The 24,446-nt window shown below is 69.2% G+C and carries 9 protein-coding genes and 1 pseudogene; 7 read left to right on the top strand and 3 right to left on the bottom strand.

Going from position 1 to position 24,446, the window contains the following annotated elements:
* Nucleotides 1-40 precede the first annotated feature (40 nt).
* The 7 genes and pseudogenes from WKW79_RS00400 to WKW79_RS00370 all read left to right on the top strand — a co-directional run bounded on the left by WKW79_RS00400 (nt 41) and on the right by WKW79_RS00370 (nt 22,244).
* Entirely contained in the window at nt 41-9,910 is a 9,870-nt protein-coding gene (locus tag WKW79_RS00400) for a DUF6603 domain-containing protein (RefSeq protein WP_340333118.1), read from the top strand.
* Nucleotides 9,910-12,090 (top strand): hypothetical protein, encoded by a 2,181-nt coding sequence (locus tag WKW79_RS00395; protein ID WP_340333117.1) that lies wholly within the window; start codon nt 9,910-9,912, stop codon nt 12,088-12,090. Before WKW79_RS00400 ends, WKW79_RS00395 begins: the two co-directional genes overlap by 1 nt.
* On the top strand, nt 12,087-13,115 hold the full coding sequence (locus WKW79_RS00390; protein WP_340333116.1) for a hypothetical protein: 1,029 nt from the start codon (nt 12,087-12,089) through the stop codon (nt 13,113-13,115). The genes WKW79_RS00395 and WKW79_RS00390 overlap by 4 nt, the downstream gene beginning before the upstream one ends.
* On the top strand, nt 13,115-17,146 hold the full coding sequence (locus WKW79_RS00385; protein ID WP_340333115.1) for a hypothetical protein: 4,032 nt from the start codon (nt 13,115-13,117) through the stop codon (nt 17,144-17,146). Before WKW79_RS00390 ends, WKW79_RS00385 begins: the two co-directional genes overlap by 1 nt.
* Nucleotides 17,147-17,201: 55 nt before the next feature.
* The gene (locus tag WKW79_RS00380; RefSeq protein WP_340333114.1) at nt 17,202-21,608 is read left to right on the top strand and encodes a M12 family metallopeptidase; all 4,407 of its coding nucleotides are present in this window, start codon (nt 17,202-17,204) and stop codon (nt 21,606-21,608) included.
* A gap of 106 nt (nt 21,609-21,714) precedes the next feature.
* Nucleotides 21,715-21,903 (top strand): annotated as a pseudogene (locus tag WKW79_RS00375) (phage tail protein); the annotation flags it as partial.
* A 125-nt stretch (nt 21,904-22,028) separates the two neighbouring features.
* A complete protein-coding gene (locus WKW79_RS00370; protein WP_340333113.1) occupies nt 22,029-22,244 on the top strand; it encodes a hypothetical protein in 216 nt (71 codons plus the stop codon).
* 23 nt (nt 22,245-22,267) lie between these two features.
* Here WKW79_RS00370 and WKW79_RS00365 read toward each other — a convergent pair whose 3' ends face one another.
* From WKW79_RS00365 to WKW79_RS00355, 3 genes are all read right to left on the bottom strand, one after another.
* Nucleotides 22,268-23,059 (bottom strand): hydroxyacylglutathione hydrolase, encoded by a 792-nt coding sequence (locus WKW79_RS00365; protein WP_340333112.1) that lies wholly within the window; start codon nt 23,057-23,059, stop codon nt 22,268-22,270.
* A 124-nt stretch (nt 23,060-23,183) separates the two neighbouring features.
* Nucleotides 23,184-23,675 carry a VOC family protein gene (locus WKW79_RS00360; RefSeq protein WP_340333111.1) on the bottom strand — a complete coding sequence of 164 codons (492 nt, stop codon included), beginning with the start codon at nt 23,673-23,675 and terminating at the stop codon, nt 23,184-23,186.
* 28 nt (nt 23,676-23,703) lie between these two features.
* Entirely contained in the window at nt 23,704-24,378 is a 675-nt protein-coding gene (locus WKW79_RS00355; RefSeq protein WP_340333110.1) for a glutathione S-transferase family protein, read from the bottom strand.
* Nucleotides 24,379-24,446: the final 68 nt, after the last annotated feature.

The following is a 24,446-nucleotide window of genomic DNA, read 5'->3' as shown; positions in this document are numbered from 1 at the left end:
ACGGGCATCTCCAACACTTCTACTGCGCGGAGGCCTTGTCATGACCATGGGCGCAGGCGATCTCGGCGTGCTGGGCAACCTGGCCAAGGCCCTCGGCATCTTCGACAAGGACGGCGATCCGAACCCGGACTGGTTCGGCGACCCGGGCGATTCCCTCAAGACCATGCTCGCCGACCCCGACCAGCGCAATGCGCTGATCGCCTTCGTCGACGATGCCATGGGCGGCGCGGACCGCACCACGGACCCGAGCGGCGTGGTTTGGCTGCCGATCGTGCACATCGATGACCCGGACCTGACCGTCTCGATCACCGTTGCCGAGAAGCCGGACGGCATCCACATCGGCATCGCCTTGCTGGTGCGCACCACGGGGCCGACGTCGACGAGTTCGCTGTCCGTGCCGCTGTTCCGCACGAAGAAGAACGGCGGGCCGTCGGTGTCGAACCCGCTGCTGCTGGGGTCGGCGGGCGGGCGCATCCGGCTGTCGACGGCGATCACCATCGACGGCAATGCGCCGGTGCCGGGCGAGGCGCGCATCGGCGCGATCGGCATCGACGTCGACCTGCCGACCGCACCCAGCGGCGACCCGGTCGATCCGGTGTTCGGGCTCAGCCTCACCGGCTTCCAGTTGCCGGGTGCGACCAGTCCGCGCGACATTCGCGTGGCCGCCGACGGGCTCGATGAACTCGACGATGCGTTGCTCGACCTGGTGCTGTCGCTGGTCAAGTCCGCGGCCGACAGCGCCGCGCCCAACTCGGTCATCGCCGCGGTGGGTGGCCTGCTCGGGCTGAAGAGCGGCGATGCGATCCCAGACTTTCCGATCACGACGCTGCCCACGCAGGGCGTGCAGGCGATCGCGAACTGGCTGCACGGCCTCATCACCAGCACCGACAGCCGCAACGCATGGCTCGGCTACCTGGCGCGACTGTTCGGCGTTGCGCCCCCGGCTCCGGGCGCCCCGGTCAGCTTCAACCTCGGCGGCGGCGCCAAGCTCGAAATCAACCTGCGCGTGGACACCGGCCCGACCGGCAATCCCCGCCTCACGCCCACGCTCGGCCTCACGCTCGGCAATGCGACGGCGCGCGTGGAAGCTCGCGCCGACCTGTTCGACGTGGACCTCGTCACGGGCGCGGCGCGGGCATTGCCGCAGTTCGGCGTGTGGGCCGCGGCCGGCACCGCCGCATCGCGCGTGCTCGATGTCGCGGGGCCGCCGATCGCACGCGCCGACACCTTGCGCATCGGCTTCGCGCTGGACGCACAGCGCCGCCTGACTTTCGTGCTCGCCGCCGACAACGTGGTGCTGGGCGCGCACACCTATCCGACGCTGGACCTCACCTCGCCCGACGCGGTGATGGATGCTGTCGGCAACACCGTCAGCGACGTGGCCGCGCAACTGCTCGGCAACCTCGGCGGCGTGCTGCCGACGGTGCGCCTGCTGATCGGGCTCGATGCGCCACCGGGCATCACGCCCATCACCCTGCCCGCGCTGATGACCAACCCGGTCGATGCGATCACGGGCTATTGGCATGCGCTGTTCGGGGCGGCGGGTACTGCGGTGACCACCGTGCTGTCCGAACTGCGCAATGCGCTGGCCGATGCCGGGTCTGCCGCCTCGGCCATCCTGGGCACCGGCAATCCGGTCGACCCGTGGCGCGTGCCGCTGCTGGGCGTGCTGGGGCTGGAGTTCTCATCCGACGGCACGGAGCTGACCATCGGACTCGCGGTCGGCACGAGCATCGACACGCTGGGCCAGCGCTGCACCGTGATCGACACGCGCATCGCGGCCACGCTGGCCGTCATCAACCTGGAGACGAAATCGGCCAGCCTGCTGCCGGGCGTTGAAGGCGTACTGTCGGCGCGCGAGCGTGGGGTCAATCCGCCGCGCGTCACCTTGCAACTGGGCAGCGGCACGTCGCTCACGGCCTCCGGCGTCGGGCTGCGGCTGGGCTGGACGCCGGCGGGCGGCCTTTCTGCGGGCGTCAGCGCGCCCAACCTGCAACTGGTCACGGGCGATCTCAGCGTGCCCATCGCCATGCCGGAGATCGCCGCCGACGGCACGGTCACGCTGCCAGCGGCCGCATGGGACGGCGTCGAGGCACTGGTCAGCTACCTGGGCGAACTGGTCGGCGGCTTCGTGGGGAACTTCACCTCGGTGCTGGGCTGGTCGAACGATGTCTTGCCGACCGGCCATGCACGCCTGCGGCTGAGCGACCTGGTGAACGACCCGGAAATGGCGCTGCGCGACTGGCTGCCACGCCTGGCGATGAGCGAACTGGGGCCGGAGGCATTGACGCTGCTCGCGGACCTGTTCGGCGGCAGCGGGGCGAACCGTGGCTTCATCGAGGGCACCGGGCATCCGGACGATCCGTACAGGTTGGCGCTGGCGCCCGAGCTGCCGAACCTGGCCGTGTGGTTCCCGCCTGCGGGTTTGGACGCGCGGCAGGTGGCTGTACCCGATGCGCTGCGGCGCTGGCGTCCCGGCGATACGGGACTTTCCGCATCGGCCTTGGCTGCGGGGCTGGCCGCCGAGGCGACGGTGGGCGTCGATGTGCGCGACCTGATCGCAGACCGCGACGTGGCCGGCGGCCTGGCTGCGATGGCGCAACGCTGGTCGGGTGGCGACGGGCGCATCGCGCCTCCGCCATCGGCGCCTGCGGGCGTGACCGTGAGCCGCGTCGGCTTTGCGGCCGGGCAGTTGCATGCGCAACTCAACCTGCAGCAACTCATCGGCCGCACGCCCACCACGACGGTGCGCGTTTCGATCGGTGCCGCAGCGTGGCCCGATGCACCGGCCAATCGGCGCGTGGACCTGAGCACGCCGCATCTGGATGCGTCGATGTTCGCTGCGCCAACCGCGGCCACCGGCGAATGGTTCGTCTCGCTGGGCAGTCGCGCCGATTGCCTGGTCACCGGCAGCGCCACTGACGGCACGCCCGAGCAGGCCGCGCGCCTGGCGCGCCTGCTCGATGCGCTGGCCAACGTCAGCAGCGACATCGCGCTGATCGCGGTCGCTGGCGCCGGGCACGCGGCGCGGTTGGCGACTCAGGGGACCGGCGCGGGCGCCAGCGCCGTGACCGACCTCGTCACGCTTGGCACGCCGTTGTCGCCGATTGCGCTGACAGCCCTCTCCACGCAACCGACGGCCGATGCGTTGCGGCTGCTGCACCGGTTGCTGCCCACTGCACCCGCTGCAGGTCAAGGTGCTGAAGACGCTGACCTTTCGCTCGGACGTGCGCTGGTCGGCTCGATGATGGAACTGGTCGCGCTCGCAGATCCGTCGGCCGACCTGCGCCCGCCCGCCATTGCGCCCGCGGCGCCGCGGGCCGGCCTCGCGGTCAAGGCCGTGTTCGGCGCCGTCACGGACAGCCAGGTTGCGCGGGCATTGACGGCGATCGTCGCGGCAGGCCTGTCGGAGCGCGCCCGCCAACGCGCCACCACGGACCTGCCGGATGCCACCGGCGTCAGGGCCGGCCTGCGCCTTGTGCTTCCGCCGACCAACAGCGGCAGCTTGCGCATCCAGGGCAACGCGCTGCTGACGCTGTTCTCTTTCGACGAGTCCGCGGGCATCGACAGGGGTCGCCACCTGCGCGTGCAACTGCGCGTGGGTGACCGCACAGGCTGGCTCAGCGCCACGCCGGACCTCGAACTGCGAAGTGTTTCTGCGGATATCTCGCTGCCACTCGACGGCACTTCCTCCGGAACCGCAACGGTCACGCTGCATGACGCCCGCGTGTTCGGCCAGTCGTGGGAGCGCCTGGTGCTGGGCACTGGCCCCGGCACCGTGCCGCTCATGCCGGAGGCGCGCGTGCTGCTCGCCGCGGCCCTGCAACGCATCAGCGCGGACATCGGCATCGCATCGCTTGCGCTCGACGAACTGCTCACGGCGCTGGGCATCGCCGACCCCGCCGGCGGCCTGGCCGGCGATGCGCTCGACCAGTTGCTGCACGATGCCGGCGGCCTGCTGCGACAGCGCATGGCCGCGGCCGGCAGCGATGTGTCGGAGGCGTTGTCCGTCCTTCTCGGCCCGCTGGGCGCGAGCGTGAACCTGGCGACGCGCTCGGTCCATGTCGTGGGCGGCGGCAATGCCAGCGGGCGCTTCGGCTGGCATGCAGACATCACCGCTTCGCCGACCGGCATCGACGGAGAACTGCGTATCGGCGCGGACGGTGCTTTGCCCGGCGGCAACCTTAACCTGGTGTTGGGGCTGAAGCCGCTCACCGCGTCATTCCAATGGCACCAGGCCGGCGGCAGCACCGACGCGGTGGCGCTCTGGCCCATCCCCGACCCGGCCGCCATCGGCCGCGCCATCGCGCGCAGCGCACCGAGCATCGGCGGCCACGCAGCGCTCGAACTGATGCGCCGCGCAGACGACACGGTGCGTCCGCTGATCGATGCGGCCCTCGATGCGCTGGGCCTGCTCGCCGGCACCATCGGCGATGCGCAGCGCGCCATCCGTCCGATCGCCGGGCTGCTCGCCGACCCGGCCGGCTACCTGCGCAGTTCCATCTCGCTGGGCGCCAATCCGGCCAAGATCCAGTCGCTGTTCGATGCGCTGCGCCCATTGCTCGGCGCACCGGGCGCAGCCGGCACACCATTGGCGCTAGGCAGCGGCGTCAGCTTCAGCGTGACCGCCGCAGGCCCGGGCGCACGCCTGGCGCTCGACGTCGATGCCACCGCCTGGACCGCACCCAACGGCGTCGCCGGAAGGCTGGCTGCCGGCGCAGGCGCCAGCCTCACGCTGGGCCCATCCGGCGCACCCAGCCTCGGCCTTGAACTGCACGTCGGCATCAGCGGCGCAGCGACACCGGGCCGCCAAGCCGTCTACGCACGCATCGGCGCGTCCGGCATCGAACTGTTCGTGCGCCCCGCCGTCGGCAACGACATCTCGCTGGTCCCCTTCGCCGGCCTCGGCTCCCTTGCTGCAGCGGCGGAAGCGGCCCTGCCCTTCCTGCTCGACAAGCTGGCCGAGATCAACGGCACCGTCGGCGACCTGGTCGGCACCGTCGGCGATGCCTTCGGCCTGCGCAGCGGCGCTCCGCGCAAGTTCGACGCCACGGCCCTGCATGACTGGGCCATCAACCCGGTCGGCGAACTGGTGCAATCGCTGCCCACCATCGTCTCGACCGGGCTGACCACCCTCGCCCCGCTGCTCGACGACTTCCTGCCCGCGACCGTCAACGCCACGGCCAATGCCAATACGCTCACCGTCAGCGTCGGCGCCTTCGGCCTCGCATGGAGCCCGGCCACTGGCGTGGTCTCGCTCACCGGCAACAACGTCCCTGTGCCAGGCATCGAGCATGTGAGCTTCACCCTCTCGCTGGCCGACACCGGCATCGAGGAACTGAGCATCACCGCCGGCCCTGCGTCGATCAATGCCGGCGGCGTGGAGCTGCGGCCCTTCGTCACCGTGGCGGTCGGCAAGGCGCTCGAACTGGCCCACACGCGGCGCGTGGCCATCGGCATGACGGTGGATGCCACGCATCGCTTCGCCGTGCGCTGGCTGCTGGACACGCACCAGTTCGCGATCGTCGCCACCGACGGGCCGATGATCGGCGGCGTCGACACCCTGGACCCGGGCGCGGTCGCGCTGCGTGTGGTCGAGGTGGTGGCGGACCTGGTGGCCGGCGTCGCGATGGCCCAGCCCGCGGTCGCGCAACTCCTCGACACGCAGGTCACGCCGAGCACCACCGTGCGCAAGCTCATGCGCGGCGTGGTGCTGCAGGACGTGGCCAATCCGACGCAACTCATCACCGGCATGTTCGACCCGGACTCATTGCTCCCGCGCGTGCACAAGCTGTTCGGCAACATCGCCGATGCGCAGTTCGCGATCACGATGGGCGACTTCAAGCTCTCCTTCACGCGCGACGAGGACCTCACCATCGGCCTGCAACTGGGGCTGAAGGATCGCTTCGAACTCATCTCCGGCGACGTGATGCTGTGGCTGGAGAACGATGCCACCTGGATCACCAACAACGGCAACCCGAACGGCAACAAGGGCGGCCTGTTCGTCGGCTTCCTGCCCTCCACGCTGCCGCTGCGCTTCACGCCGACGCTGGCCGTGAACGGCGTGGGCCTGCGCATCGGCAAGAGTTCCGGGCCGCTGCTGGACTTCGGCATCACGCTCGAATCGATCGCGCTGCATGCCTACGCGAAGATCACGTCCTCGGGCCCGCCGAGCGGCGGCGTGCAGTTGCAGTTCTCCAACCTCGCCGTGTCGGCCGGCGGCGCCAAGGGCGACAACGGCATCGCGCAAGGCGTGATGAAGGACACCGGCCCGACGCCACCCAAGCCCGCCTTCTCGCCCGCCATCGCGATCCAGAAGCATGGCAACGGCGACGTGCAGGTCTCGCTGCGCGCAGGCGACGGCGACGGTCCGTGGTGGATCGCGATCCAGAAGGGCTTCGGCCCGCTGTACCTGGAGCAGATCGGCTTTGGCGCGACCATGCCCAACGGCAAGCTGGAGCGCGTCTCGCTGCTGATGGACGGCTCGGTCTCGATGTTCGGCCTGAGCTGCACGGTCGACGACCTGCAGATCACCTACGTCACCGCCAACGGCGACTTCTTCAACCCCAACAACTGGGCCATCGACCTGGCCGGCCTCGCGGTGTCGGCCAACATGGCGGGCGTGTCGATCGCGGGCGGCCTGCTCAAGCAGCAGACGCCGGCCGGCATCGAGTACCTGGGCATGTTGCTGGGCCGCTTCGGCGTCTACGGCATCACCATCTACGGCGGCTATGGCGAGGGCAAGGTGCCGGGCACCGACGAGAAGTTCACCGCATTCTTCGCGGTCGGTGCGGTCAATGGGCCGATCGGCGGACCGCCGGCCTTCTTCCTCACCGGTATCGGCGGCGGCTTCGGCATCAATCGCAAGCTGATCGTGCCGACGGATCTCTCGCGCTTTGGCGACTACCCGCTGATTCAAGCCTTGGACATCGCCGCGCAGCCGCAGGACCCGATGACGCAGTTGCGCAAGCTCGGGGAGTACTTCCCGATGCAGAAGGGCACCTTCTGGTTCGCGGCGGGCATCTCGTTCAACAGCTTCGCGCTGGTGGATGGCATCGCGGTGCTGGCGGTGGAGATCGGCGACGGGCTGGACATCAACCTGCTGGGCCTGGCGCGCATGGCGCTGCCGCGTCCGCAGGCGGCGCTGGTGTCGATCGAGCTGGCGTTGCTGGTGCACTTCTCCAGCAGCGAAGGCGTGCTGTGGGTGCAGGGCCAGCTCACCGACAACTCCTGGCTGCTCTACCCCGACATCAAGCTCACCGGCGGCTTTGCCTACGTGATGTGGTGGAAGGGCGAGCACAAGGGCGAGTTCGTCATCACGCTGGGCGGCTACCACCCCGATTTCCACCGCGATGGCTACCCGGTCGTGCCGCGGCTCGGCCTGCGCTGGACCATCGGCGACTACATCGTCATCAAGGCGGAAAGCTACTTCGCGCTGACCTCAGAGGCGCTGATGGCCGGTGGTGCCTTCGAAGCCTCGGCCACCTTTGGCCCGGCCTGGGCGGAGGTGAAGTTCGGCGCCAACGGCATCGTCTACTTCGACCCCTTCCACTACGACGTGGATGCCTATGCGCGCATCGCCGCGGGCATCACCATCGACACCTGGATCTTCGGCGAGATCACGATCTCGATCAGCCTCGGTGCGCGCATCGAAGTCACCGGGCCGGACTTCCATGGCAAGGCGACCTTCGAGGTCGGGCCGGTCGAGCTGACGGTCGAGTTCGGCGGCAGCGACCGTGCGCAGAAGCAGCCGCTGCCGGCGCCCGACTTCATCGCCAAGTACCTGGAGACGGGCGACAGTGGCGGGGCCAAGGCGCATGCGCTCATCACCGCCTTCGGCGCGTTGCCGGCCAAGGGCGAGGACTCGACGCCGGATGGTTCGGAGGCGCGGCCCTTTGTGGTGGTGGTCGAGTTCGGCATGACCTTCACCAGCACGGTGCCGGCCGGCAAGGTGCAGCGCACGCAAGGGTCGCTGACGACGCATGCACCGAGCCGCACGCTGGGTGTGGCCGCGATGTTCGAGTCGAACATCAATGCCAACACCATCGTCCTGACCTGGACGCGCAACGGTGCGACGCAGCCCTTCCCCTTCGTGGCCACGGCACGGCCTTTCGGCGCCTTCCCGGTCGGCATCTGGGGTCCGGCGCAGGATGCCAACAACCGCAAGGTGCCCAAGGCCGAGATGGTCGAGGCATTGAACGAGCTCGACCTCGTCTGCGTCGCCACCAAATCGCCCGGCGGGCCGGAGATTCCGTACTACCAAGTGGAGATCGGCAAGCGCAAGCCGCTGCCCTTCTCGCGCCGCGCGGTGGATGTGAGCACGCTCAAGTCGCAGGCGCAGGCGGTGGCCGGATTGATCACCGCGCCGGTGACGGTGGCGGCGGCCTTCCAGGATGCAAAGAAGTTCCTGACCGCATCGCCGACGGCTGCCGCGTCACTGCGCGGCGAGCGGCAGTCGCCGCCGCTGCTCGGGACGCTCACCGAGGGCCTGATGATCGACCCGTCCACGGTCGTGCCGGGCGTGGGCACGGGGCCGGTGCAGAAGGTCTACGACCACTTCATCGATGCGCCGATTGCCGTGGGCTTCATGTCCGGCGCAACGGTGGACTTGCGCGTGGCCTCGCCGACGCGCACCACGGTCAAGGGCTCGGCCAAGGCTTGGCGCGTGGCACCGCCGACGATGGCCAAGGTGGAGGCCAGCCGCAGCAAGTCGATTGCCGCACGGCTGGTGCTGGCCGAGCCGCAAGCCGTGCGCACGGACCAGACGGGCAATACCGTGATCGGCGCGGTGAGCGTGCCGCTGACGGCAGTGGCGCATGCCGCGCCGGTGGTGGTGGCGCGCAGCGGCGCGGCCAGCGGGATGCTCGGCAGCTTCACCGCTGCACTGGCGGCTGGCAAGCGCATTGCCACGCCCTCGGGTGTCGCGCGTGCAGCGGCACCGGCCGCCGTCGGTGCGGTCGCCGATGCGGTGTTGATGCCCGGCCAGACCGTGGTGCTGAAAATGCCAAACGCACATGCCGATGCCGACATCGATGCCCCGCGTCCGCAGATCACCATCAGCGGCGCACCGGTGCGCATGGTGCTGCTCGGCCACGGCGGCACGTTGATGGCCGATCAACTGGCGGGACCGGACGTCACCGGCAAGCCCGGCAGCATCGGGATCCCCGCTGGCACCGAGCGCATCGTCGCCATCGGCCAGAGCGACCAGGCCGGCGCGGCCATCGATGCGGGCCTGGCCGGCTGGCACGCGGGCCTGCGCATGCCCTACTGCGGTTGGTCGAGCGCGGTGGCGCCAGGCTGCGTGGTGCGGGCCAATGGCGAGACGATCAAGCTGCATCGCGAGCGGCTCGACGCGGGCTGGATCAACGGCGCCGAACTGGCGCGCGGCGTCAGCACCGTGGCGACGACCTTCAGCGAAGCGCTGCGCACCGTGGTCATCGTGCTGGACGATCCGGCCGCCTTCGGCGACACCATCGATGCACGCCAGTTGCTGATGGGCCTGGACGGCGCCGCCCGCGTGCAGGACGCACTCGGCAACGATGTGCCGCCCGTGCTGCTGTCGATGGAGAACCGCAGCGTGCTCGCCTACGACATCGTGCCCGATGGCCGCAAGCCGGTGATGGTGACCATCGCGACGCAGGCGGGCTGGTCGCTGGTCGGCGTGATGGGCTCGGCCAAGCTGGATGCGACCGGCGCCGTCTCCACGATCTCCGCGCGCGGGCTCGATGCCGCCATTCGCCCGTTTGCCGCGGCGCCGGCCAACCCGCAAGCCTCGCGGCTCGCGTGGAACGGCCCGGTACGCAACGATTCGCAACGCCATGCCGCCCGCGCCATGGCCCAAGGCCGGCGGCTGGTCACTGCCACAGGCCCAGACAAACCCATCCGACGCAAGAAGGGAGGGCACCGCTGATGCCCAAGACCGGATATTTCGTGCTGCATTCGAACGTGATGCCGAAGGTGACGGCCGGGAAGTACGACCTCGTCACCGACCAGACCGGCCTGCCCTTCGACGTGGAGGCCGAGCACACGCACGTCACCATCGCCGCGCCGCGCTTCACCATGCCGACGGACCAGATCCTGTCGAGCTTCCCGCCGGCCAATGGCGAAGGGGCGTTTGGCGACCGCCTGCCGCAGATCGTGCTCAAGCGCCGCACGCTGCCATGGGAACGCAACCCGGCCGGACAGGTCGCAGTGTCGACCACGCCCTGGCTCGCGCTGGTGGTGGTGGCCGAGGGCGAAGCGGCGCTCTCAACCGCCACGCCGGTGGCGCAATGCGTGACACAAGGCACCACGCTGCTGGACCCGCAGGACAAGGACGTCGAGCAGGGCCTCTACCTTGGCGTGACCGAGACGGTGGTCAAGAAGATCTTTCCCTGTAAGGAAGACCTGGAACTGCTGGTACATGTGCGTGAGGTAGACGTGAACGACACCGAACTGGCCAACGGCGACGACGATGGCTGGCTGGCGGTCGTGCTGGCCAATCGGCTGCCGGTGTTCGACAAGGTGAAGAACGCATCGGTGCGCTACATGGCCTGCCTGGTGAACCTGGAAGGCCAGCTCGATGCGCTGCCGCCGCCGGAGCCGGTCAATGAAGACCACTTCCACTTCGAGCTGGCGCAGGACTGGTCGGTGCTGGCCACGGTGAATCCGCTGGGCGGGCCCGATCCCCTGGTGATGGGCGGCACTGGGCTGGGCAATGTGGTCCTGCCTGCCGTCGGCGGGAACATCGCGCACGGTGCGGCTCCGCGCAAGGGTGCCAAGGCGGCGCAGGCGGCCCACGCACCGGCTGCGGCGGCGCTGGCTGCGAAGCAAGCGTTGCAGTCGCAAGCACCCGCCAAGGTCGGCAACGCGCTCGACGGCTCGCAGACCATGAAGCAGGCCGCGAAAGGCGCGCAGTGGCTCTCCGCCTCCGATGCAACCAAGGCCGCGGCCCTCGACCCGGATGCGAAGAAGATGGTCCGCGACACCATGGGCATCGGCTTCCGCTACCCGATCGAGGCCTATGCAGTCGAGAAGGTGCTGCGCTTCCCGGTGCTCGCGCACTGGTCCTTCACGACCAGCGAAGGCGCCACCTTCGAAAGCCTGATGCAGGACCTCGATGTCGGCCTGCTCGGCACGATGCCAGTCGCGCCGCCGGCCAGCGCGCCGCCCAAGCCCGGGCCGGGGCCGGAGGTGGTCGAGACGGGGCACATCGGCCTGGGCAATCGCACGCGGCGCGGCGATCCGGTGCGGGCCTGGTACCGGGGGCCTTGTGTGCCCTTTCCCACCGCACGCGATGCCGCGGCAGGGTCCGGCCTGCCGCCGCTCGCGCATTCGGCCGACCAGATCCGTCGCGTGGTGCCCGATGGGCGCGAAGACCTGTCGCTGGCGGCTGGCTTCGAGATCGGTCGGCTGATCGGGCTATCGCAACTGTCGGTGGTGTCGGCGCTGATGCGTTTTCGCAGCGAACAGTTTGGCGTCGGCCGCGTGCGCGAGATCCTGGCGCAGAGCCTGCCCTACCAGATGCCGAAGCTCACGAACGGCTATGTGGACCTGGGACGCTATGTCGCGTTGCAGGCCATGGGCGAGATGGCGAAGTACCCCGAGAAGATCATCGGCCCGCGCCGGCCCGTGGCGGACCCGGGGCGGCCGATTGCCGTGAAAGGCGCGCTCGACGAGGTGATTGCGGCGGGCATGGGCTTCGATCTCGCGGCGATCAAGAAGAACAGCGACCGGGTCGGGCTGCTCGCGGCTGTCGCGCAGGCCAGCGTGCCTGTGGCCAGCAAGGACGGTGGCATGCGCTTCGACGACAAGGCGGTGGCGGGCTTGCGCAGTGCATTGCAAGGTGAGCTGTCGCATGCGCTGGGGGTGGCAATGCCCAAGGGCGGGCTCACGCCGGTCACACCCGTCACCCCTGTCACACCCGTCACCCCTGTCACACCCGTCCAACCGACGCGGCCCGTCACACCCGTCACGCCCACCGGCCCGGTCATAGCGGTTCGACCCGTTGCGCGCGCAGCACAGGCCGCTGCCCCACACCGCGACGCACTCGACGCCCTCATCGAAGACGCCGAAGCCCAGGTCGACAACGAAGAGGAGGACACCCCATGAAAAACTACATGACCGCCGCCGTCGCACTCGACGCGGCGCTGTCGGCCTCGGTGAACTACGCCGCTATCGTCACCGACCACGACCCCGACGACGGCGACCACGTGGTACCCGGCGAGCTGCGCCGTTTCATGGCCCGCCTGCGCCTGCTGCACGGCGTGCCCTTCAACTACCTGGTGCCCGATGCCGAACTGCTGCCGATCGAGTCGATCCGCTTCTTCTACATCGACCGCCAATGGACCGACGCGATGGTGCAAGGCGCGCTCAGCATCGGCACCATCACCAGCGCCGACCGTGCGCAACTGGAGGCGGTGTACCCGCACATCCGCGACGAGGTCGACGAGGCCGAGCGCGCCATCCGCCGGCCCAAGGGCGAGCAACCATTGAAAGGCGCAGGCGGCACCATCACCGGATTCCTGCTGCGCTCGCGGGCTGTGTCGGGCTGGCCCAACCTGCATGTGCGCGCCTATTCGCGCGACCTGCTGCCTGATGACGCATTGACCACCGCCGCCGAGTCCGACCCGAGCCGCCTGAAGATCCTGCGCATGGAGCGCCTCGCGCCGGCCGTGCTGCTGGTCCTGATCGACGGTGAACCGGCCGTGGTCCACATCGAGGAGCCGCGCCAGGGCATCCAGTTCGGCGTGCGCGTGGACACCGACGCGCCGCCAGCGCAACGCACCGCCAAGGTCCATGTGCGCGACAACGCCAATGGCAATTCGGTGCCGCCGGTGGACGACATCACGCCGGCCAATTCGGTCGACGTGCCCTTCCGCCGCAACTCGTCGGGCGTCATCAACGTCGGCGAATTGCGCAAGCGCCTGGCCGCCAAGTCGCCGAACTCCGGCGGCTCGCTGGAGCCCAACGAATACGCGTTGCAGATGCTGCGCTTCCCCTACCGGCAGGTGTTCGGCGACCCCAAGAACACCGAGGGCAAGCAGTTCTACGCGATCGACCAGTTCAAGGCCAGCGTGTCGCTGGTGGACTGGAAGACGACTGTGGCCGTCAACGTCAACAAGGCGGTGGAGTGATGGCCACGAAACTCAGGATCAGTGCCGCCGACACGCGCACGCTGACGTACGGCAAGCGCTTCCTTGCCGCCGACCGCGCGCAACTCGACATTGGCGAGATCGCCACCTGGGACAAGTACCTGCTGCGCGAGCGCCGCCTGCTGGTGCCCATCGACGTGCAGGCGCTCTACATCGAGCCCGGCAATGCCGAGAAGATGGTGCGCCTGCCGATGCTCGTGGCCGGCGCCAACGGCGTCGGCGTGAGCAACCCGGAAGACGGCATGCCAGACCCCTTCACCGAAGGGACGCCGCGCGAGCCTGGCGTGCACCTGCACTGGGCCATGCCAGACGCCCTGCTGCGCGGCACCTTCGCCCAACGCGACAGCGGCTCGGCCAATCGCCTGCAACTGCCCCTCCTGCCCGACCGCTGGGTGGTGCTGCGCATCCTGCTGCCCGCCGGCGGCACCGACGCCGTCATGACCGGCTGGGTGCTGGAGGCCGATCGCGCCATCGCCGTGCCGCTCGGCTCCTGGACCGAAGGGCCGAACAAGAGCGCCGTACCGGCCGGCGTCGCCATCGACAAGGGCCAGCTCACCGGCACCGTGGGCGGCGCGATCAGCTGGTCAGGCGTGTACGACGCGGTGCTCAACCGCTTTGCCTTCCACGACCCGCTCGCCGACGTGGCCGCGCTCGCGCCCAAGGGCGTCGACGAGAACTGCGCCGCCTATGTCGTGGCTGGCTGGTGGAGCGATGCGGCCAGCGACCCGCTCGACAAGGCGCGCAGCAACGACAGCCTGCATGAACTGCTCGACCGCCTGCGCTGGCGCCTGCTGGCCGAATGGGGCGACGAGCAATGGGCGCTGCAGCAGCAGGCCGCGGAGTTCGAACTGCGCAAGGCGCTCGGCCTGACCACCGAGGACCGGTGGATGAGCAAGCGGCCCCTGAACGTGCCGACCGTGGCCCGCAGCCCCGTGGCCAAGGCCGCTGCGGCTGCTGCGGCGCCCGTGACCTACATGCCGGTCGACAAGACCTTCATGGATGCGCAGACGCTGACGGCCACGTCGGCCTTTGCCACCGATGCGGCCAAGCGCTTCGTCGCACCGGCCTGGCAGTTGCGTTCGTCGCTCCTGCACGGCGCCATCTATGGCGTGCCCGTGGCCGGCAAGCCACCGGTGGACAGGCGACCGAGCGCCAACGCGCTGTCCGTCGCCATCGGCCAGCATGAGGACGAGATGCTCGCCGCGCTCTCCGCCGCGCCGCAGGCCACGCCCGAACAGCGCCGCGCCTCCGAGCGCCTGCTGACCGCCTTCACCGCACAGAAGATCGACCGCCTGGGCTCCGCCGACGGCCTGGTCGAACTGGAGGAGCATGAGCATGCCTCCGCCTTCTCCTCCATGCCCGGCGGCACGGCCGGCACCGACCGCTTCCTGCAACGCGTGCAGACCGGCGGCGTGGGCGGGCTCAACATCGGCAAGCAGCGCGGCAAGCATGCAACCACGGTCGATGTCCAGAAGCCTGTCTTCGAAGCGCAGCCGAAGGTCGCCCGCGCAGGCGCACCCAAGCAGCAATCGCTCAACAGCACGACCGTCTTCGCCAGCAGCGCCAAGCCCAACCTGGTCAAGGCCACCGAGATGATGATCAACGACACCGCCCGCTCGCGTGTCGGCGATGTGCTGGCGCCCACCGAGGCGCGCGTGGTCAACCGCCCGGCCGCGCGCTTCACCTTCCCCGACGAGCCGATGGTCGCCATTCGCGGCGCCGCGCGCAGCCTGCGCCATGGTGGCGACGGTCGCGGCTCGGCCGACGGCAAGCTCACCTGCCGCTGGCCCACGCACGTCATCCAGGAGATCACCGGCGTCATCGCGAAGGACCGCTTCATCCGCTCGCTCGGCAGCGGCTCGGTGCCCGGCGAGGTGCTGACGCTGGCACGCGAGGCCGTGTTGCACGACCCGTATCACGACGACTGGATCGCCACCGCCGTCTCACCCACCAAGGCCGACCGCACCGGCATCTTCAACCGGCTGAAGGCCGAGTCGGTGCTGCGCTTCGGCGCGGACGGCACCTATGACGGCGCCACGGTCGCCTTCACCGGCGCGGTGGCCACGTCGAACACGCGCCGCGCCAGGGCCGCTGCAGCCAACAACCCGATCACGCCCGGCAAGCAGCAACAGCAGACGATGGTGGCCGACGAGGTGCGCAAGTTCTCGCTGTACCAGGGCGTGGACCCCGATCTGGTCGGCGTGACGACCTGGGCGCAGCCGTGGGTGCCGATGTGGCTGGAGTGGGAGGTGAAGGTCGAAGGCCTGGACCCACCCACGCTCGAAGCCTGGCAACTGGCCGAGGTCGACCTCGAATCGTCGACCACCACCTTCGATGGCGACAGCGTCACACTGAGCGGCCGCGCGCAACTCACCACCGGCGCGGCCAGCACGCTGCACGATGCCATCACCGACTGGCTCAAGCGCGAGGATGCGCTCGACAAGGTCGGCGCGGGCCTGGTCGACGAAGCCACCGAGGACGCCTTCCGCACGCTCGATGAGGCGATCAAGAACCTGGATATCGTCACCGCCGCGCTCGATGGCGTGCGCACCCAACTGCTCGGCTTTCCGGTGAGCGATGGTTTGCGCCGTCCGGGCAGCGGCGGCACCGTCAACAATCCAGCGCCCACTGGCGCGCCGCGCATGCTGCTGGCGGGTGCGGTCACACTCAGCCGCGCCCGCCTGCTCGACGTGTTCGGCCGCACGCTCGACGTGCCGGTGAACAAGGTGTCCACGCCGATGCACGGCACCCTGCCCTCTGCCCCTGGCGCGCTCGCCGTCGCGCCGCGGTTGCTGCGGCCCTCGCGCTGGCAGTTCCGCCTGGTCGATGCGAAGACCGCTGTCGGCACCGAAGGCACGGAGGCGCGCGTCGACCAGATCGAGGCCTCATTGCAGGTGAACCCTGTCGCCGGCTTCGTGATGCCCGACCATCTCGATGAAAGCCTCGAAGTGTTCAGCGTCGACGGCTCGCCCGTCGGCGAACTGCTGCACGAGGCCGTGAGCGGCGGCGTGATGTGGGAGATCGCGGCAGGCCGCGAAGGCCCGGCCGATTCGGGGCCGCTGTATGGCCTGGCCCCCGAGCAACTGGCGCTCGGCCGCTTTGCCGCCGGCCTGGTCGCTGCCGATGCGGCCGGCCGCGCCGGTGCGCCGCTAGTTCCTGACGTCAGCCCCGAGTCCGCACTGTCGGCCTTGCTGCGCGCGATCGACACCACGCTGTGGACCGTCGACACCTTCGCATCGATGGGCAGCGAGCATGTCGCAGGCTTGGTGGGCCGCCCGGCCGCGGTAGTCCGTGCACAACTGCGGCTGGAGCTGAAACCGCCGGACGACGTCAACCTCAGCAACGCGGACCGCGCCAAGGAATGGGCCGATGCCGAACGCGAGGCCGCGCGCTTCGCTTTTCCGGTGCGCATCGGCGAACTCACGCGCAGCGACGACGGCGTGCTCGGCTTCTTCGTCGACGACGACTACTCGCGCTTCCGCCTGGTCGACAAGGCCATCGCCGGCACCGCCACCGATGCCGGGCGCAGCCGCGGCCAACTGGGCCTGTATTCGACCGTCACCGGCATGCCGCCGAAGACCACGATCAAGCATCCCTACATCGCCGGTACCGACGATGCCGACACGCTCAACCTGCACATCGGCCAGACGGTCACGCTGACGATCTTCATGCACCCTGCAGGCAAGGCTTCGCTGACCTCGGGCCTGCTGCCGCGCAAGGCGGTGGCGCTGGCGCGCGACTGGGTCGGGCCGGGGCTTGCGGCCATCGCGCCCTCGCTGCGCACCGGGCCGGTGATGGTGGAGACGGACCTCGACCCGCAAGGCCAGGTGCGGCTGCCCAAGGTGTCGGTGTTCGGCAAGGACCAGAACTTCCTGTGGCGCGACACGCCCGCGACCTGGCGCACCGATGCGATCCTGGCCGCCACGCAGACCGCCTTGCTGCCGGACACGCCGGCCGAGTTGCGCGAGGGGTGGATCCGGGTGGCGCCTACGACACCGGGGAGTGCGACATGAGCCGCCGGGCCGCTCCCGAGACGAATGCCGCAGCGCACTGCGCGGAGGTTTCCACATGAGCCGCTATCAATGGCCGCCAGCCGGCACCGACGCGAAAGCCCTCGAGAAGGCATTGCAACGCGACCGCTTCATTGCGCGCCGTCGTTCATCGCCGGACCGCGTTGAACCGACCGCCCCCGCGACCGCCACGAAAGGCAAGACGCCCGTCGCCCCACGCGCCCCCGCCAGCGGCCTCGCCAATCTCTGGCAACCCCTCGGCCCCGCGACGATGTTGGGTGGCCACGCCACCGGCAAGCCCCGCGTCACCGGCCGAATCAACGCCCTCTGCGTGCACCCGGACGGCGACCGCATCTACGCCGCCTCGGCCAACGGCGGCGTCTGGTACTCGGCCAATGGCGGCACAAGCTGGGAGTCGCTCGGCGGCACCGATGCGACGCCCATCGCCGGCATCAATGGCGCCGTGACACGCAACGCCTGCAGCGCGATCGCCGTGGCCTTCGGCAGCGGCGCGGACCCGGACGTGGTCTACGTCGGCACCGGCGAGGTCACGCACCCCTACGGCGTGCAGGCCCGCGACTGGATGTCGGGCCAGACGGGCAGGCCCTTCGGCGGCATCGGCATCCTGCGCGGCACCCACGCGCCGGCTGCGGGCTCACCCGTGACCTGGACACGCGAGGCCAGCAACCTCGTCGGCAACGGCGTCTACCGTATCGCGCTGGAACCCGGGGGCACCGGCGCCATCGCAGCCACGCTCACCGGCCTCTACCAGCGCCCTGCCGCAGGCGGCGACTGGGTGCGCCTCACCGGCACGCCCTTCGACACGCTGGAGGTCGAATGCACCGACGTGATGTGGACGCCCGCTGCGGGCGCACGTCCCGCCCGCGTCTGGGCCTGGGTGCAGGGCGGTGCCAACGCGGGCCTGTGGGTGCGCGCCACGGGTCAGGCCAACTTCTCCCGCATCGAGACCCCCGGCTCGCGCGGCCGGCGCGCCGTGCTCGCGGCCTCGACGCCACCCGACCAGGTCTGGGTCTTCGCCGACCAGCCCGACGACACGACCATCGGTCCCACCGCCGCCGTCGGCGCCAGTGCCGCCGCGCGCGCCGCCTTCTCCGTCGCGATGCAGCATTCGACACCCGAAGACGACAAGTGCAACGAAGAGCCGCCTGCCGAACTGCGCGAAGGCTACATCCGATTGCGCGGCGGCCGCGTGATCAAGCCGGTGACCTACGAAGCAGTCAACGGCAAGGCCTACTACCAAGGCTGCATCCATCTCGGCACGGTCAAGCAGGTGGAAGCCTTCAGCGCGAAGGTGCGCAAGAGCCTGGCCGCCGCCAGCATCCGGCCCGATGAAGCGCACATCGCACCTCCAGGTGTGTTGCGCGGCGTCGTACGCTCGGGCGACGAGTACCGGTGGCCCGGTGGCATCGTGCCGTGGGACTCGCAGGCCGACACCCGCGCGCGGGTCGTCGGCGCCATCGCGCATTGGGAGCAGAAATCGCGCATCACGTTCGTCGAGCGCACCGCGACCAACCAGGCGCTGTATCCGAACTACATCTCCGCCCAGGTCGGCACCCGCTGCGCGTCGGACGCGGGGATGCAGAACACCGGACAGCAGGTGCTGGAACTGGCACCCGGTTGCACCGTGATGTCCACCGTGCACGAACTCGGTCATGCGCTGGGCCTGTGGCACGAGCAGAGCCGCGAAGACCGCGACACCTACGTGCGCGTGCAGATGGAGAACGTGATCGACGGCAAGGGGCACAACTTCGACCAGGAGATCGACGACGGCGATGACGTCGGCCCCTACAACTACGGCTCGATCATGCATTACGGCCGCAAGGACTTCAGCAAGAACGGCGAGGACACGATCGTCCCGCTCGGCGGCCAGGCCATCGGGCAGCGGACCAGCCTGTCGGCGGGCGACATCTCGACCATCAACGCCATCTACCCGAACATGAAGCGCCCGCTGCTCTTCCGCGTGTCGGCTGCGGGCGCGGCCACGCCGGTTGCGCAACGGGTGATCGGCCTGCCGGACGTGTTGAAACAACAAGGCTTCGACGCCATCGCGATGGCGGTCGACCCGCATACGCCCGACCGCGTCGTGCTCGGCGGTGCCGACATGGACACCCTGACCGACAGCATCGTGCCCGTCAGCGGCAACGCGGCCATCGTGTGGGCGGATGTGACAGCCATCCCCGGCGCGCTGCAATTCGGCACCGCGCCCAACAACTTCAACATGAACGGCATCGGCGTGCCCCCGACCGTGCACGACCTGAAGTTCAGCAACAACGGCGACCGGCTGTGGGCCGCCTGCGACGGCGGCGTGTTCCGCTCGGACCTGCCCTCGGTGGCGGAGGGCTTCTACGCCCGCAACGACGGCATCGGCGCAGCGGAGGTGGTGCAACTCGGCTGCCATCCGACCTGCGAAGGCCGGCTCGTCGCAAGCCTGCGCGGCGACGTGGTGGCGGAGCGCCAATCCAGCGGCGTGTGGACGCAGCTCGAAGGCACAGGCGCCGGCGGCATCGCCTTTGACCCGTTGTTCCCGCGCGACTACATCGTGCAGCGCGGCGCCGGGCGCTGGGCCACGTCTGATGGGCAACTGACCGGCGACGAACTGGTCACGCGCGGCGCCGCGTCCGCGCGCACCGAGCAAACCTCGAGCGCGCCCTATTCCGTGCCCGCCACCATCGCCAAGAGCCGCGGCACCCCAGCCCCCACCACGCCCAACGTCGGCCAGCTGCTCGTCGGCACCAAACGCCTGTGGTACTCGGAGAACTTCGGCCTGAGCTGGGTCACGTTGCCCACCGGCACCGACCCGCTGCCCGGCAACCTCACGCAGGACGATTTTGAGGAACCCATCACCGTCTGCACCTGGCAAGGCTCCGAAGTGGCCTGGGTGCTCGGCGAAAGGCGCGTCGTGCGCTATGCGCGCACTGCTGCCACGGATGCCACGAGCGGCCCCGGCACCTGGACCTCCGAACTCATTCTGCTTCGCAACATCAAGCCCAAGAAGGACGCCACCTCCGCGGAAGGCCCGATCCGCAAGGCCGGCATCTGGACCGACATCGCCGTCAACCTCGACGCACCGCCTGCCGCCGGCCAGCCGCCCGCCATGCACGGCACGCGCGGCGCGGTCTACCTCGGCACCAACGGCCACCCGACCGAGGCGGAGGTGGACACGCTGTGGTGGTTCAACGGCACAGACACGTGGTTTCCCACGGGCCTGCGCGCGGCCGTGGCCGGCGCCCCCGTCACCGCGATCGTCTGCGACCCGGCCTTCCCCCTGGAGGTCTTCGTCGGTACGACGATCGGCGTGTGGAAAGGCACCCGCGCACAGGCCGGCGACGCCGATCCCACCTGGACCTGGCAGGCACGCCTCAACGGCCTGCCCGAGGCGCCCGTCGAGACCCTGAGCATCTTCAGCGACGGCGGCCTGCGCCTCCTGCGCGCGGGCATCGCCGGCCGCGGCGTGTGGGAGGTGAGGCTCGACATCGCGGACCTGCAAGCGCTCAGCTACCTGCGCGCACACGACGACGACCAGCGCCACCGCGCCAGTGCCCTGGCCCTGCAACGCGACGGCCTCACGGCGCGCTCATGGCACGGCAGCCCGGACGTGAGACCGCGCGTCGCACCGGCGGTCATCCCGGTGCCGACGTCGCTGCCGTGGACCCGCGTCAGCTTCATCCTCGACACCGAGGAACTGCGCCGCTTCCAGGCCGCCTTCCGCGCCTCCACCGGCGACGCGCGCATTCGCGCGACCGGCGAATGGAGCCCGTACTTCGAGGAGGTGCTGAGCTACCACGGCGCACCGGAGCAGGCGCCCGGCATGGTCGGCATCGACGCTGACTTCTGGACCACCCATGTGACCGGCACCAACGCCCTGGCCGAACCTTGGGGCACCGGCATGCCGAGCGAGGCGGACCTTTACGAACTGACGCCCTCGCTCAGCGAAGGCGAGGCGACCAGCACGTCATGCACCCTGCCACCTGCGCCCGTGAAGGTCGATGTCGTGGTCCACCACCGCGGCCTCACCCCGAGGCCCGGAGCAGACGTGCGCGTGACGCTGCTTCGACGCGTCGACCCGGATCCGAACAGCCCGGCGAACTGGGCCGATGCATCCACGTGGGGGACGGCGACGGTGCCATGGACGGGGGCGGTCAACGAGGTGCTGAACTCGGCCGGCGGGACCACGGCGCTGACCTTCGGGGATGGGTGGCGCTTTGTCGGAACGACCGATGCGACGCGGCGCGTCAACCTTGCGGGCCAGACCCTCGATGCGTTGCACGCCGGCGTCGCGACCTTTGACCTGGACCTGACCGGTGTGACACCGAATTCGGTCGTACTGCTGGTGGCGGTGATTCGGGCTGGTGCGGATGTGACGCTCGCCGCGGGTTCATTGCAGACACTCGCGATGAACAACGCGAACGTGGCGGTGCGATCGGTGCGGGTGCACGATGCCTGAAAGCGCCGTCGCCTTGCCCGCTGGCCACATGATGTAGGCCGCCGCAAAGTCCCCGGCAAACCAGCTCCCAGCAGTAGCATCCCCGGCCACCTCCCAAAGGACTCACATGGACTACTTCCTCGGATCGATTCAGCTCTTCGCCTTCAACTACGCCCCCAAGGATTGGATGCTGTGCGATGGATCGCTGCACCAGATCGGGCAGAACACGGCGCTCTTCTCGTTGCTGGGGACCACGTACGGCGGCGACGGCAAGAGCACCTTCGCCTTGCCCAACCTCAAGGGCAAGGAGCCGGTTCCGGGTGCGATCTACTGCATCTGCACGGCAGGCGTCTATCCGTCGCGCCCATAGTTGCCTGCACGCCGGCCTGGTCCGGTACGATGCGGGCAACGCCCCATCTCCGCCTGACCCTCACCGGCTCCATGACCTGCCTCACCAAGTACCTCGCCGCCCTTCTGTTCGGATTCGCCCTCGCCGGCTGCGGCGTCGTGCCGAACGACGTCATTCACCTGCGCAACGGCAACCTGCGCTCATCGAGCTACAACGGCGCCGCGACCTATTGCGAGAACAAGCAGCTGACCGCCAAGATGCTGGGCAAGGCCCCGGGCGATACCGGCGTCGATTTCCGGTGTGAGTGAACGGCCGGCCCGACCAACTCAGCTCACCACTTGTTGCGCAGCTCGCGCAACTTCACAAACACCGTCTTCGCATCCGGCTGCTCCGGCAGGTCCGGAAACTCCTTGCGCAGGATCGCGATGACGCTCGGGCTGGCCAGGCGCATAAAGGTGTTGATGCGCTTCTCCTCGTCCAGCGTCGTCACATGCACCGTCGCCGGGTCGTGCCCGGCGACCTGCGACAGCAGCGCCTGCGCGGCCGCGTTGTCCGGCTCGCGCGCCAGCGTGAAGCGCAGGTTGTTCTCGATGTAGTCGTGACCGGCATAGACGCGCGTGTGGCCGGGCAGCTTCGCGAGCTGGTCGACGAAAGTGCTGTAGAGGCTCTCCACATTGCCGCCGTTGTGGACGTTGCCGGCGCCCGCGTTGAACAGCGTGTCACCGGAGAACAGGGCCGGCTGGTCGGTGTGCGCGAGCAGGCAGATGTGGCACATCGTGTGGCCGGGCGTGTCCATGCATTCCAGCTCGACGGTCTTCCCGACCTTGATGATGTCGCCCGCCTTGACGCCGCGGTCCACGCCCGCGATGCGCGAGCCCGACTGGTGGTGCGCGATGACCTTGGCACCGGTCGCCGCGACCACGGCCTCGTTGCCGCCGGTGTGGTCGTGGTGCTCGTGGGTGTTGAGGATCTGCGTGATGTCCCAGCCCTTGTCCTTGGCCGCGGCCAGGCACTTCTGGTGGTCCAGCGGGTCGATGGCCAGGGCCTCGCCGGTCTCGGGGCAGGCGATCAGGTAGTTGTAGTTGCGATAGGCGTTGCCGGTCCAGATGCGCTCGACGATCATGGGGTTGTGCTCCAGGTGGGACGGCGATCATGCCATTGGGTGGAGCGCGGTGCACGGACGGTTGGTGACCGCTGGCGAGGTGGCCCCTCACCCCAGCCCTCTCCCCGGAGGGGAGAGGGAGCCTTCAAGCAGGCGTGCCAGCCTTTGCAGCCGTCCAGTGCTCCAGTTTTTCGCGCGCACCGTTCTTCGCCGGGTCCATCATCTCGTCATGGTTGGCGCGCTTGGCGCACAACTCGATCACGTAGCCGTTGGGGTCGCGAAAGTAGATCGAGTCGATGATGCCGTGGTCCGAAGGGCCACGGCATTCCATGCCCTTCTCGCGCGCCTTGGCCATCATCGGCTGCAGCACATCGGCGCCGACCTCCAGCGCGATGTGCAGGTCGAAGTCGTGCTGCTCCTTGAACTCGAAAGGCATGTCGTCGACTTCGAAGAAGGCCAGGTGCGAGCCGTCGTCCAGCCGGTAGAAGGTGTGCAGCGCATGCGTCTCGCGGCCGGTCTTGGTTTGGCCGAGTTCCAGGGTGGTCACCAGCGGCAGGCCCAGGAAGTCCTCGTAGAAGGCGCGCGTCTCTTCCGAGTCGCGGCAGCGGTAGGCGTTGTGGTGCAGCTTGCGGATCATGGGGTGCTCCTGCGGTAATGACGATGGCTCAGACGGCCATCATCTGCTTGCTCTTCAGCGACGCGGCATAGCCGTCGATCACTTCGAAGACCTTGCCCCAGCTCTTGAGCGCCTTCATTCGCCCGAGCCAGGCCTTCACGTTCGGAAACGCCGCCAGGTCGCTGCCGATCACCTCGGCCAGCGCCACGTAGGACACGGCGTGGTAGTCGGCGATGGTGATGTCGTCGCCACACAGGTACTTGTTGCCCTGGCCCAGCACGTTTTCGTCCAGCACCTTCAGCCAACCCAGTGCCCGCTCGCGTCCCCGCTCCAGCGTGGCGGCCTGCGCCTCGTCGCTGCGCCGCTTGTGGGTGTCGAAGATCTGCGGATAGACCAGGCTGTAGACCAGGTCGATGCACAGTTGCGTATTGACCCAGTCCATGCGCTCGTTGACGCGGGCGCGCTTCTGCAGGTCCTTCGGGTAGGCCGGCGAATCGGTCTTGTCGGCGAGATACTTGAGGATCGCCGAGTTCTCGGTCAGCACGAAATCACCGTCCTCCAGCGTCGGAATCAGCTTGTTCGGGTTGAGGCCGGTGTAGGGCGGCTTCATGTGCTCGCCGGTGAAGATGTCGACCACCTGCATGTCCAGCGGAATGCCGCTCTCCGCGGCGAACAGCATGACCGGACGGCTGGTGGTGGAGATCGGGTGGTAGTGGAGCTTCATCGTGCATCCCTCGCAATAGTTGCCTCATCGTCGACTTCCGGCCAGAACAATAGGCGCTGGCGACCCGG

Source organism: Variovorax robiniae, from assembly GCF_037889955.1.
GTDB lineage: Bacteria > Pseudomonadota > Gammaproteobacteria > Burkholderiales > Burkholderiaceae_C > Variovorax > Variovorax robiniae.
Note: the sequence above shows the minus strand (reverse complement) of the source record. Positions and strands in the feature narration are given on the sequence as shown.

Bases quoted from the DNA above. Each gene is read 5' to 3' on its own strand.
- WKW79_RS00400 (WP_340333118.1), top strand. From the start codon at position 41: ATGACCATGGGCGCAGGCGATCTCGGCGTGCTGGGCAACCTGGCCAAG.
- WKW79_RS00395 (WP_340333117.1), top strand. From the start codon at position 9,910: ATGCCCAAGACCGGATATTTCGTGCTGCATTCGAACGTGATGCCGAAG.
- WKW79_RS00390 (WP_340333116.1), top strand. From the start codon at position 12,087: ATGAAAAACTACATGACCGCCGCCGTCGCACTCGACGCGGCGCTGTCG.
- WKW79_RS00385 (WP_340333115.1), top strand. From the start codon at position 13,115: ATGGCCACGAAACTCAGGATCAGTGCCGCCGACACGCGCACGCTGACG.
- WKW79_RS00380 (WP_340333114.1), top strand. From the start codon at position 17,202: ATGAGCCGCTATCAATGGCCGCCAGCCGGCACCGACGCGAAAGCCCTC.
- WKW79_RS00370 (WP_340333113.1), top strand. From the start codon at position 22,029: ATGACCTGCCTCACCAAGTACCTCGCCGCCCTTCTGTTCGGATTCGCC.
- WKW79_RS00365 (WP_340333112.1), bottom strand. From the start codon at position 23,059: ATGATCGTCGAGCGCATCTGGACCGGCAACGCCTATCGCAACTACAAC.
- WKW79_RS00360 (WP_340333111.1), bottom strand. From the start codon at position 23,675: ATGATCCGCAAGCTGCACCACAACGCCTACCGCTGCCGCGACTCGGAA.
- WKW79_RS00355 (WP_340333110.1), bottom strand. From the start codon at position 24,378: ATGAAGCTCCACTACCACCCGATCTCCACCACCAGCCGTCCGGTCATG.